This is a genomic window from Betaproteobacteria bacterium (genome assembly GCA_009377585.1).
Taxonomy (GTDB): domain Bacteria; phylum Pseudomonadota; class Gammaproteobacteria; order Burkholderiales; family WYBJ01; genus WYBJ01.
Genome location: WHTS01000082.1, coordinates 1 through 12,102 on the forward strand (window position 1 = coordinate 1; position 12,102 = coordinate 12,102).

Genomic DNA, 12,102 nt, shown 5'->3' on the forward strand with positions numbered 1-12,102 from the left:
AGCGCGGTGCTCGGAATGGTTCTCCGGGAGCTTGCGCAGGTGCTGGGCGCCTTCGCTCGTGACGGGCTAGGGTCGATGCGTGCGGAGTGGGATCGTCATCATATCCATCATAATAAGCGCGTCACCCTCACGCTGCCGAATGGAAGAAGCGATGAAGGCATCGTACGCGGTGTCGCTGACGACGGCGCATTGCTTTTCGAATCGGGGAATGCAATGAGGCGGCTGCACAGTCCGGAGATCCGACTAAGGGATCTTTCGAACTCCGCGCCAATCGCACGTGGACGCAGCGCGCGTCGACGCACACGCACTGAGATACCTGCAAGCGATGTCGACGAGGTGCGCTGACGGCAAATTACACGTTAACTCAAGCTTGGTGCCCGCGTTTGGAGCAATTGGTCACGACACAAGGCGGTGTGTCTTCGCGAACATCGAGAGCATGGGCGCACATCCGGCCACGGCTCGAGGCGGACGCATTTTCGGTCGAGACGATCGCGTAGCTCGCGTCAGCCCCACCACTTCAGCGGCTTCGCGAATGAGCGTGCCGTACGGCCGGCAGGCACCGCGGCCCTATGTGGGCTTCAGGTAATCCGCCGTCTACGTTCGACCGCAGAGAGATCGTCCTCCCGCGCTATAAACGCAATGAATTCGGGCGCGTGCCCCTTCCTTCCAGACGATTCGGCGTGCCTTGTAGCGGTGCCTGATACATTGCTCGCAAATCGCGCTGCGACAAGCCGTCGGCAGCGCATCCAGAACCTCGATGGCTCGGCGTTTGACGAACAGGTCCTCCGAAGCCAGCTCTATCGAGCCGCTATGCCGGCACTCTTAATGATCTGCGCGGTCCGCTCGATCTCCGCTTTGATATAGGCCATGAACTGTTCAGGCGTCGTCGGTGAAGGCCGGGCGCCATTGCCCGCCAGGGTATTCACCACATCCGGCGACTGCAGCGCCTTGCGCACCTCTACGTTCAAGCGAGAAACAATTGGCTGAGGCGTGCCACCGGGGGCGAGCAGCCCGGTCCAGATCGCATTGTCGTAGCCGGGCACCCCAGCTTCGGCAATGGTCGGCAAATGGGGCAGCATCAGCGAGCGCTCGGTTGTGGTGACCGCCAGAGCGCGCAGGCGCCCTGCTTCGATGGCGGCCCTGATGGATATCGGGTTGATCAGCGCAACAAAAACTTCGCCGCTGAATAACGACGCCGATATCTGCGCGCTGCCCTTGAACGGCACGTGCAGGAGATTGATGTTCGCGAGGATCTTGAACTTCTCGCCCGCAAGGTGCGACGCGGATCCCACACCGGAGGAGCCGTAAGTGAGCTCCCCCGGGCGCCGCTTCGCCAGTGCAACGAGCTCCTTGACTGTCTTTGCAGGCACCGTCGGATGCACGACGAGTACGGCCGGAGTGACGCTTACACGCGAGATGGGCGCGAAATCCTTCAGCGAATCGAACGGCAATTTCGCGTGCATGCTGGGCTGCGAGGTGAAAGTCGAGCCGGCCATATAGATCGTATAGCCGTCGGGCGCGGCGTGCGCCACCACACCGGAAGCGATCATGCCGCCGCCGCCTGGCCTGTAGTCCATCACGACCGGTTTTCCGAGGTTCGCCTCGAGGTGCCGCCCCAGCGCCCGGGACACGAAGTCGGAACCCCCACCTGCCACGAATGGCACGACGATCCGGATGGGACGTTGCGGAAACTGCGGCTGCGCGACTGCAGTCGTGGCGACCGTGAGGAGCGCGCCCGCTATCGCAGCCTTGGTGTTCATTGCGTGAGCTGCGTGCGCATGCGCTGCGCGGAAGTGCCGGGCCCACCATCGATCGGCGTGAGCGGCGCATTGAGTCGCACCCCCTCGAGCAGCATGCCGGAGGGACGACCGTGTTCGTTGTAGCCACGGAGGTTCTCATACACGGGCGGCAGCGCCGGTCCATCCGCGCACGCCAGATGGAGGCGCAGCAAGTGCCGGCGCGCAGCGCTGTCCGGATGATCCTCGAAGCTCGTGCGGGAATGCAGCACGTAGTGGTTGCACACGAGTTGGATATCCCCAGGCTCGAGATCCATATCGAGATGGTAAGCGGGGTCGTCCGCGAGTGCGTCCAGAAGGTTCATCGCCTCGTCCAACTGCGGCGAGATTCGTGAAATCTCTGCAAAGCGTTGTGCCTTTCGAACGGCGCTGCGTACGTAGGTCGTGAACACGCGCCCCTGGTATGGGTTGAACACGGGGATGACATACCAGGGCCCCTGTCCTCGCGGGATTTCCTCGCGCCGATCCCGGTAGACCGGTCCCATCAGGACGCGTACGAGATCCGGACGCTGATCGAGCATAGCGTTGTACAGGGTTACCGAGCTGACCAAGCTGCTCAAGCCACCGCTTTTCGCCTTATTGACGCAAAGCAAGCCCACAAGGTCGGCGGAGTCACTGTGGTAGGGCAGACGCGCATTCGTCTGATAACCACGGCCTGTAGTGGCTCCGTAATCCACGTCCAGATCACAGACATGGCCCACTGCATGGCCTTTGGCGTTCTGTGAGGTGGCTACACCAAAGTGCGCGCCAACGCCGAAATAGCCCAGGCAGCGCTGCAGTGACGAGAGTTCCGCCACCGGGAAGCCGCGGACGACGGCGAAACCGCGGCCCTCGAACATATCGCACCGCAGCCGTTGCAGCAGGCTGGCCCAGCCGGCAAGAGGAAAGTCTGCGGCGCGTATGTCGACGACGTCGATGCCCGAGGCTTCGACGCGACGAATCGCATCGCGCAGTTCCGCGATTTCCGATGCGGACAGTGCGTAAGTCCATTCTTCGCGACTGCGCGCGAGGTCGGGGCCGAGCCAGGCTTGCGGCCCCTCGACCCGACGCAGCGGGAAGTCATCGGGCACGGCGGTTACCGGGACGAAAGGAAATGCAGTGCGCGTATTCATGATAGGTCCCTCTTGGACGTACAGATCGGTAAATATCCGCAGCGAACGTGCGGCCGGCCCGCTTTGCGCAGAAGAGCACTTTACGGCCGTACCCCATAGCGTGGCTTTGGACCGAGGTCGGATTTAAGCCGACTCTGCATCGCTTTAACAAAGCGGCACAGATATGGCCGCGTCTCGCGTGGATCGATCAGGTCCTCCACCGCAAACGCTTCCGCAGTGAGAAAGGGCGAGGTGATCGTCTTGAGCTCAGCTTCCAACTCCTTCTCGCGTTGCTTCGGGTCAAGCGCATTCTCGATTTCACGTTTGTAGACGGCGCTGACACCCCCTTCGACTGCGAGGGAGCCCCACTCGCCGGAAGGCCATGCGACCTTGAAATCCAAGCCGTACTTGTCAATGCCGACACCCCCGCCCATGCCGTAGCACTTGCGCGTCACGAGGGAGATGATGGGCACCGTCGCCTGACATTTTGCGTGCACCGCGCGAGCGCCCTCGCGCAGAATGGCGGCTTCCTCCGATTCCTTGCCGATCATGAAACCCGGCACGTCCATGAAAAAAATGAGAGGAATGTGAAAGCAATCGCACAGCTCGATGAAGTGGGCCTGCTTGCGGGAGGATTTCACGTCGATGCGCCCCCCCACCATCGGGTTGTTGCCAATCACGCCGACAGGGTAACCCCCCATGCGCGCGAGTCCTGTGATGGCCGAACGTCCGTATGTCGACTGGATTTCGAACAGGGAGCCGTGATCGACGACCAGCTCGATCACTTTTTTCATGTTGTAAGGCTTGCGCGGATCACGCGGTACGATGCGGATCAACTCATCCTCGCAGCGATCGACAGGATCATCCGGTGGAAGCACGGGCGGAAGCTCCCACACGTTCGCGGGCATATAGGAAAGAAAGCGCCGGATCATGCTGAAGCACTCTTCCTCAGTCGCCACCACGTTATCTATGGTGCCGGCCCTCTTGACTGCGACGCCGGGTCCGCCCAGTTCCTCTTTCGTGAGCTTCTGACCAATGCCGCGTTCCACGATCCGCGGCCCGGACGCGAATATCGTGCTGTTCTTCACCATGACCGACCAGTGCGACATCACGGCGCGCAGCGCCGGTCCGCCCGCGGCGATTCCGAGTACCGCGCTCACCACGGGTACCATGCCGAGAAGTTCGGCGACGTTCACCCCGGGATCGTTGGTGTGACCCGGAAAGACCGTAAACCCACGCTTCGCCGAGGCTACCCCGCCGCCATAGCCATCGATAAGCCGAACGAGCGGTATGCGGTAGTGATAAGCGAGGTCGTCGATAAAACCGCCCTGACCACCTTTGCGCCGGCCATGGCCCCAGCTCGTACCCCCGCGCACGGTCGTATCCTCCCCGCCGATCGCGACCGGGCGTCCGTCGATTTCCGCCATTCCCATGACGTACGGCGCTGGCGTAACTTTCACGACCCTGCCGTCGACGTACTTGCCCTTGCCCGAGAGCTTCCCGACTTCCTGGAAGGATCCAGCGTCAGCGATGCCCGCGATGCGCTCGCGTACTGTGAGGAAACCCTGTTCGTGACGCTTCTCGACGGCCTCCGGCCCACCCATCTGCTCGGCCCATTTCCGACGCAGCTTGATCTCTTCGGCTTCTGCTTCCCAGCTCATCTCAATTCCTTCGCGATAGCAATGCTAATTCCTGCGCAGCACATCTTTAGTTGGCGCGCTTTGCCAGCCCCAGCTCGGTCAGAATTCCTTTGATCTCGCCATATTGCTGGTCCAGATACTTCCTCGTGTCGCGGCTGTTCATGTAAGCGTCGACCCGGAAGTTCTTCTCCAGGTCTTCGCGCCACTCGTCGGTCTTCGCGAGTGCTGCAAACGCAGATTCCCAATAGGCCAGCTCCACGGCGTTGAGGCCCTTCGCTCCCGCGATTCCGAGCCAACTCAAAAACGCGGCATTCGCGCCCTGCTCTTTCCAGGTGGGCACGTTCGCGAGATTCCCGGGCAAACGCGCCGGCGCACTGGCCCCGATCACCCGCACTCGGCCGGCACTCAAATGCGGAAGAAGCGTCCCGAATGTCGACGCCACGACGTCGACATGCCCTCCGAGCAGATTCGTCATGGAGTCGCCCGAAGACTTGAAAGGCACGATTCTCATCCTTCTCACGTCAATGCCCGCGGCTTTCATCGGCAGAGCGAGCCCCATGTGGATCGAGTTGCCGATGGCTGTCGCAATGGCGATGCTTAACGAAGCCGGATTCTTGCGGAGCCTGTCGACGAGGTCTTTCCCGTCCTTTATCTGCGAATCCTCACGTACTGACACATATACGTATTGGCCGAACAGCATCGAGATCGGAGAGAAGTCCGTGTGCAGAAACTTTCCCTGGCCCATGATTTGACTGGTGAACAGCGTCATCGGCAATGTCATCAAGCGGTGCGGATCGCCGGAGTGCTGACTGAGATACGCCGATGCAATCGCGCCGCCGCCGCCCGGTTTGTTGATCACGACGGTGTTCGGAACGATCTTTCGACTCTGCCAGATCGTCTGGATAGCACGGGCTGTGATGTCGAGATTGCCCCCCGCCGCCGCTCCGGTGATGATCTCGACGGGCCGCTCGGGCTTCCATTCTGCTGCGTGAACGAATCGCTCCACAAACATCAGCAGGGACAGCGCCATGCATGCGAATACCAGCCGGCGCAAGAAAGACACGGCTTTCGGGCTCCTCAAGGTCATGACCTCTTTTCCTTTGCCTGGTCATCCGCATGTGGTGACCCGACGCAGCGGACGACCTTCGCCGCCTCGAGACTCGCGAGATACTCGTCAGAAACCGCCGCCAGCGCCATCAATACGCGACGGGTATCGTGGCCGATGGGTCGGCCGGTATGCCGGATGCGGCCCGGGGTCTCCGACAATCGGGGTACCGGGGCAGCCACGGTAACCGTGCCGAGATCGTCGTCCGGAATCTGTGCCAGCATGCCCCGGGCTTTGTAATGGGGGTCGGCAAAAATATCGGCCATGTTATAGATGCGCGAGAACGTCACATCCTCTGCCCGGAAGGCTTGCTCGACGTCGACGTAACTGCGCGCGCCGACCCATTCCTGAACGATGGCGTCGATTTCGGTCGCATGCTTGGCACGCTCGCGCCGCGTGTTGAAGCGCACGTCCTCCAGTAGATCAGGACGCTTCATGGACAGTGCCAGACGCCGAAAGCCGTTGGCTTGCGAACCTTGGATGTGCACATAAACATCGTCTTGAGTCTCGAACAGATTGTTTACCGCGCTGTTAGTGAGTCCTGGGCCCGTGGGCTGCGGGATCATGCCGAGCTTGTCGTAGGCGGGCACATGCGTTTCGAGAAAACTGAAGGCGCATTCATATAGCGCGGTGTCGACATACTGCCCCACCCCAGTGTGATCGCGGTGGCGCAACGCGAGCATTGCTCCGAATGCGGCGTACAGCCCGGTGATATAGTCAGTGAGTGCGATGTTGGAACGCACCGGCGCGCGCCCGGGCTCGCCGTTGATGTAACGAAGGCCGCCTACGGCCTCGCATACGACGCCGTATCCCGGGCGCGAGCTGTATGGGCCATCCTGACCGTAGCCGCTGATGCGCACCATTACGATATCCGGCTTGACGCGCTTCAGATCTTCGTAGCCGAGCCGCCATTTTTCCAGTCCGCCGGGGCGGAAGTTCTCGATCACGACATCGCACTTTGCGGCCAGGCGGCGTACCAGATCCTGTCCCTGTTCGTTGCGCAAATCGATTGCCACCAACGTCTTGTTGCGCATCAGGCTCTTGGCGTAGAGCGATTCGCCCTGAAAATGCTGTCCGGCCAGCCGCACAGGGTCGCCTTCCAGCGCCTCGACCTTGATCACCTCTGCACCGAAATCCGCAAACAGCCGGGCACAGAAGGGCCCCGCTATCGTTGTACCAAGCTCGAGCACACGTACGCCTGCGAGCGGCGCTGTCTTCTCTGCTGCTTTCACCGTTGTCCCCTCGACAGGCCCAATAGCGGCCCCGTGCACGTTGCGTCGATCATCGTTTGCCGCCTCTATCGACCGGGCGCGCCGGGCTCCGTCGGCGACTCATCCGCCTGCTTTAGTTAGCCCGTTTCGCAAGCCCCAGATCTCTCAGGGCATCCTCGAGCTCAATGTATTGCGCGTCCCAGTACTTTCGAGCGTCCTGCCCGCTCAGGTAATGATTGACCCGAAAGTTCTTCTCAAGGTCCTTCTTCCACTCCTCGGTCTGGCTCAATGCTGCGAACGCGCTTTCCCAATATTTGGTCTGCGCCTCGCCGATGTCTTTTGCGCCGACCACCCCGCGCCAACTGTCGAAAACCGCGTTTGCACCCTGCTCCTTCCAGGTCGGGATGTTTGCCAGCATGCCGGGCATGCGCCGTGGGGCGCTCATGCCAACAATCCGCAGCGTGCCCGCACTGACGTGCGGCAGCAGCGCGGAAAAAGTCGAGGCGGTGACGTCAATATGTCCGCCGAGGACAGCGGTTAGCGACTGACCTGACGATTTGAATGGCACGATTTTCATGCGTTTGATATCGACGCCGGCCGCCTTCATGGGCAGTGCGATGCCCATGTGGATATGGTTGCCGACGGCGGTAGCGATTGCGACGCTGAGCGCATCGGGCGCCTCCCTGAGGCGCGAGATCAGATCCTTACCGGACTTGATCGGCGAATCCGCTTTGACGGTGACGAAAATATACTCGTTGAAAAGCATCGAGATGGGCGTGAAGTCGTTGTGATGGAAGCTGCCGGCGCCGACGATGCGACTTGTCAGCAACGTAGGCGCGAGCATCATCAGATAATGCGGGTCGCGCGCGTGCTGGCTGAGATACGTGGACGCAACCGCGCCGCCGCCGCCAGGCTTGTTCACCACCACAGCGGAAGACAAAGTCTTGCGCGCCTGCCAGATGCCCACGATAGCTCGAGCCGTAAGATCCTGATTCCCGCCCGGGGCCGCGCTTACGATCAGCTCGAGAGGACGCTCGGGCTTCCACTGCGCCGCTGCCCCGCCACAGAACGTCGCTGCGACTACAGCGAGGATGAGACAACGTATGGCGTGTGCGGATTCGATTGCGACCTTCCTCGCTTTTTGTGAACCTCGCAGGCCAGGACAGGTTTTCATTGCTTCGCGAGCCCGAGCTCGGTGAGAAGCTCTCGTATCTCCGCGTACTGTGTCGCGTAAAACTTAGCGGCCTCTCGCGAGCCGAGATAATTGCCTTCCCACTGATTAACCGCGAGCTCCCTGTTCCATTCCTCCGTCTGGGAGAGCTTGCGGAAGGCGTCTTCATGGCCCCCTGGGCTGCCGAGAAATTGACCTTTATGCCCTTGCTCCGTCCAGGTGGGGACCGCTGCGAGAACGCCCGGCAGGCGCTTCGACGACGTGACCGCCAGCACGCGGATCTTGCCTGCCTGCATTTGCGCTACGACGTTCGGCGTCGTCGACGATACGACATCGATGTGGCCACCCAACAAGTTGGTGATCGACTCGCCGGAGGATTTGAACGCGACGACCTTGAGACGCTTCACGTCAACGCCTGCGGTTTTAAGCGGCTTTGCAGCACCGATATGGATATGATTTCCGAGCGTGCTAGCCACTGCGATCGAAAGCGAGCCGGGATCCTTCTTCAGTCGCTCGACGAGGTCTGCCGCCGTCTTGATCGGCGAGTCCGCGCGCACCGCGATGGTCAGATACTCGTTGAAGAGGAGCGATATCGGCGTGAAGTCCGACCAGGTGATCGGGCTCGTGCCGACGATCTTGTTCGTGAGTATCGTATACGGCGCGATGGAAACATAATGTCCGTCGCCGGCATGCGAGTTTATATAGTGCCATGCGATCGTGTTGCCGCCGCCCGGCTTGTTGACGACCGTCATAGGCACTTCGACGATTTTCTTCTCCTGCCAGATGCGCTGTACGGTCCTGTTCGCGCGATCGACCGCACCGCCGGCGGCCGTGCCGGAGATAATCTCCACGTTGCGTTCGGGTTTCCAGGCCTGAGCGTAGGCTTGCAGTGAAAAACCCACTGCCACCGACGTGACAATCCAGCGCGCCATCGTGCGTGCTCTCGAATTCATGATCGCTCTCCTTCGTTCAGTGAAATGGGTGGAATTCCTGGAGGATGAATGGATGCGCCCACTGGATCCGGGCGCTCCTGTGCGGGCCTTACGGCCGCACCCCGGTTTTGTACTTCGGCCCCAGCTGGGTCCGCAGCCGCGGCTGCAGCGCCTCGATGAACTGGGAAAGATACGGACGCGTCTCGCGCGGATCGATGAGGTCCTCGATAGCGAACGCCTCGGCCGTGCGGAAAGGGGATCCGAGCTGCTGCAGCTCCTGCTCGATTTCACGTTCCCGCGCCGCAGGATCGGGGGCACTTTCGATGTCACGCCGATACGCGGCCTTGACGCCGCCTTCCACCGGCAGCGATCCCCAATGTCCCGATGGCCACGCAATCTTGAAGTTGAGTCCGCTGCGGTCAATCGTACCCCCGCCGGCGACGCCATAGCACTTGCGCACCAGCACGGTGAAGACCGGTACGGACACCTGAAACCCGATGTATCGCGCGCGTACGCCCTCGCGCAGGATCGCCTCCGATTCGGATTCCACTCCGACCATAAGCCCCGGGATGTCAGCGAAAAACACCAGCGGAATATTGAACATATCGCACAGCTCGACGAAATGTCCCTGCTTGCGCGCGGCCTTGTAATCCATGATGCCGCCGAACATCGGGTTGTTGGCGACGACGCCAATGACGTATCCGTCCATTCGTGCGAGCCCGGTGATGAGCGCGCGGCCGAACGTGGGCTGTATCTCGAAAAGCGAATCGCGGTCGACGATCAGCTGGACGAGCTTCTTCATGTTGTATGCCTGGCGGCCCGCGCGCGGAATAATATCCGCAAGCTCGTCTTCACAACGATCAACAGGGTCGCCGCAGCGTGATTGCGGCGGGAGCTCCCAGACATTCTGTGGCATATACGAAAGAAACCCCCGGATTTGCCGCAGGCAGTCGGCTTCGTCAGCCGCAAGGTTGTCGATCGTACCTGCGGTATCCACCGCGATCTTGGTGCCGCCGAGTTGTTCCTTGGTGATCTTGTTACCAAAAGCGCGCTCAACCACGGGTGGGCCCGCGGCAAAGATCTGGCTGGTGCCCTTAACCATGATGGACCAGTGCGAAAGGATGGCCCGCATCGAAGGACCGCCAGCGGTCGTGCCCATCACGGCGGAAACGACAGGCACGACGCCCAGCAGCTCCGTGGAGCGCTCGAACCCGTCCTGCCCGCTGCCCGGAACGACGGTGTAGCCTTTGCGCTTCGCTGTATTTACTGTGCCGCCGGTGCCGTCGCTGAGGCTGATCAGCGGTATGCGGTACTCGTACGCAAGGTCCTCGACGAAACCGCCCTGACCGCCTTTGCGGCGGTCCGACCCGAAACCGGTCCCTGCCCGGATGGTGTAGTCCTCGCCGCCTACCGCAACTGCGCGGCCGTCGATCTTGCCCAGGCCCATGACATACGGGGCGGGCTCGACGCCCTTGAGCCGGCCTTCCTTGTCATAGCTCGCGCGGCCTGCAAGCTTGCCGACTTCACGGAAGGTGCCTTGATCGAGCAAAGCGCCGATGCGCTCGCGCACCGTGAGCTTGCCCGCCGCGTGATGTTTCGCCACCGCCTCCGGACCGCCGCACGCTTCGGCAAGCTCGCGCCGGCGATGGATTTCATCGATCTCCGCTCGCCAGCTCATGTGCGCACCGCCGCAGCCGTCGGCACCGCACGACGATGGAGAAAGTTCTCGTGCGCCTGCAGCGCCGCCAGCGCGTGACCGGCATTCGACATCTCGTCATACACTGGAACGCCGAGCTCGACTGCTTTCGCCCGAAAGTCACGCTTGCGTTTCTCCAGCGACGGCTCACCGTCCGAGCGCAGCACGAGTAGAAAGTGCGCCTGCCCCGGGTAGTGCTCCTGCACGCGCAGCGCCGCTTTGACGAGATTGTCGAGCACCTCCGGCTTCGAGCGCCCGGCGAACGCGGAGAGGTTGAGGTGCATCACGAGCGCATCCGGCTTGCCGCTGCGGTACATGATATCCAGAATTTTTTCGGCCACCCGGCCCTCCTCCTGTTGTAGCGTGCCGACCGGACAGTCGACCGGATTCGTAATGCTCGTGCCCGGCGGCAGCCTAAGCCCCGCAAGCTCATCCATGGTTCCCTGGTCGAACGGCGTGACGTCGAGGCCGAGGCGGGCATAGAAATCCGTCGCCAGGACGCTCGTGCCGCCGCCGTTGCCAAATAGCGCCACGCGCTTCAGCGGATGGCGCGGCCGCGGCGTAAGCGTCTGGAACGCGAGGAGCACGTCGATGAACTGGTCGAGCGTGTCGACGAGTATGCAGCCGGTTTGCCGTGACAGTGCGAGCCAGACGCGCTCGTCGCCGGCCAGCGAGCCCGTGTGCGAAGCAGCGGCGGTCTGGCCCTGTTTCGTGCGGCCGCCTTTCAGTATCACGACGGGCTTCGATGCGCAGGCGTTGCGAAGAATATGGAAAAGCCGGCGGCCGTCGCGGGCCGTCTCGAGGTACATGCCGATTACGCGCGTCGGCGCGTCGGCGAGATAGAACTCCACCAGTTCGCTCGGCGTTACGTCAGCGCAATTGCCGACGGTGACGAGTCCGGAGAACTTGAGGCCCCGGCTGAAGCCGCGGCGGATGATATCGGTACCCAGGCCGCCACTTTGAGAGACGATCCCCACCGTGCCGGTCTCCTTCGACCCGATCTCGGTAAACGTTACTTTGCCACGCGGCGTATAAAGACCAAGGCAGTTGGGGCCGATCAGACGGGTACCGCCCGCACGCGCGGCTTCGACGAGGCGTTCCTGCAATTCGAGGCCTTCTGCAACCTCGCCGAACCCGCTCGAGATCACCTGCGCGAAGCGCAGGCGCCCCTTGGCGGCCCCGAGGATGGGCGCGATCTGCGCCCCCGCGATCGCTATGAATGCGTAGTCGACAGGCTCGGGCGTGTCCGCAAGGCTCTTGTACGCAGGCACTCCATCGATTTCGGTAGCCGTCGGATGGATGGCGTAAATCGCGCCTTCGTAGCCGAATTCGCGAATGCGCCGGATGAATACGTTCGGGAGGGCCGTGCCCTTGGTCGATGCGCCGATCACCGCGACCGTCTTCGGCGCAAACAGCGGCATGAATTCTTCGATGATCTTTTCTGTTTCCATCGGTTGCGG

10 protein-coding genes are annotated in these 12,102 nt (G+C 61.8%); 1 reads left to right on the forward strand and 9 read right to left on the reverse strand.

The window, feature by feature from the left end; translation table 11 throughout:
- A partial coding sequence (locus GEV05_21410) for a hypothetical protein (protein ID MPZ45896.1) occupies window positions 1–345 on the forward strand: 345 nt, incomplete at its 5' end.
- A 452-nt stretch (window positions 346–797) separates the two neighbouring features.
- Here the strand turns inward: GEV05_21410 and GEV05_21415 are convergent.
- The 9 genes from GEV05_21415 to GEV05_21455 form a co-directional block, all read right to left on the reverse strand.
- On the reverse strand, window positions 798–1,760 hold the full coding sequence (locus GEV05_21415) for a tripartite tricarboxylate transporter substrate binding protein (GenBank protein ID MPZ45897.1): 963 nt from the start codon (window positions 1,758–1,760) through the stop codon (window positions 798–800).
- Window positions 1,757–2,908: a hypothetical protein gene (locus tag GEV05_21420; protein ID MPZ45898.1), complete on the reverse strand. Its 1,152-nt coding sequence runs from the start codon at window positions 2,906–2,908 to the stop codon at window positions 1,757–1,759. The genes GEV05_21415 and GEV05_21420 overlap by 4 nt, the downstream gene beginning before the upstream one ends.
- Window positions 2,909–2,988: 80 nt before the next feature.
- Window positions 2,989–4,548, reverse strand: coding sequence for a propionyl-CoA carboxylase (locus GEV05_21425; protein MPZ45899.1), 1,560 nt, complete (start codon window positions 4,546–4,548; stop codon window positions 2,989–2,991).
- Between the two features lie 46 nt (window positions 4,549–4,594).
- Window positions 4,595–5,614 carry a hypothetical protein gene (locus tag GEV05_21430; GenBank protein ID MPZ45900.1) on the reverse strand — a complete coding sequence of 340 codons (1,020 nt, stop codon included), beginning with the start codon at window positions 5,612–5,614 and terminating at the stop codon, window positions 4,595–4,597.
- The gene (locus GEV05_21435) at window positions 5,611–6,864 is read right to left on the reverse strand and encodes a CoA transferase (GenBank protein ID MPZ45901.1); all 1,254 of its coding nucleotides are present in this window, start codon (window positions 6,862–6,864) and stop codon (window positions 5,611–5,613) included. The genes GEV05_21430 and GEV05_21435 overlap by 4 nt, the downstream gene beginning before the upstream one ends.
- A gap of 112 nt (window positions 6,865–6,976) precedes the next feature.
- Window positions 6,977–8,017 (reverse strand): hypothetical protein, encoded by a 1,041-nt coding sequence (locus tag GEV05_21440; protein MPZ45902.1) that lies wholly within the window; start codon window positions 8,015–8,017, stop codon window positions 6,977–6,979.
- On the reverse strand, window positions 8,014–8,967 hold the full coding sequence (locus GEV05_21445) for a hypothetical protein (protein ID MPZ45903.1): 954 nt from the start codon (window positions 8,965–8,967) through the stop codon (window positions 8,014–8,016). The genes GEV05_21440 and GEV05_21445 overlap by 4 nt, the downstream gene beginning before the upstream one ends.
- Window positions 8,968–9,055: 88 nt before the next feature.
- The gene (locus tag GEV05_21450) at window positions 9,056–10,624 is read right to left on the reverse strand and encodes a propionyl-CoA carboxylase (GenBank protein ID MPZ45904.1); all 1,569 of its coding nucleotides are present in this window, start codon (window positions 10,622–10,624) and stop codon (window positions 9,056–9,058) included.
- On the reverse strand, window positions 10,621–12,093 hold the full coding sequence (locus tag GEV05_21455; protein MPZ45905.1) for an acyl-CoA synthetase: 1,473 nt from the start codon (window positions 12,091–12,093) through the stop codon (window positions 10,621–10,623). Before GEV05_21455 ends, GEV05_21450 begins: the two co-directional genes overlap by 4 nt.
- Window positions 12,094–12,102: the final 9 nt, after the last annotated feature.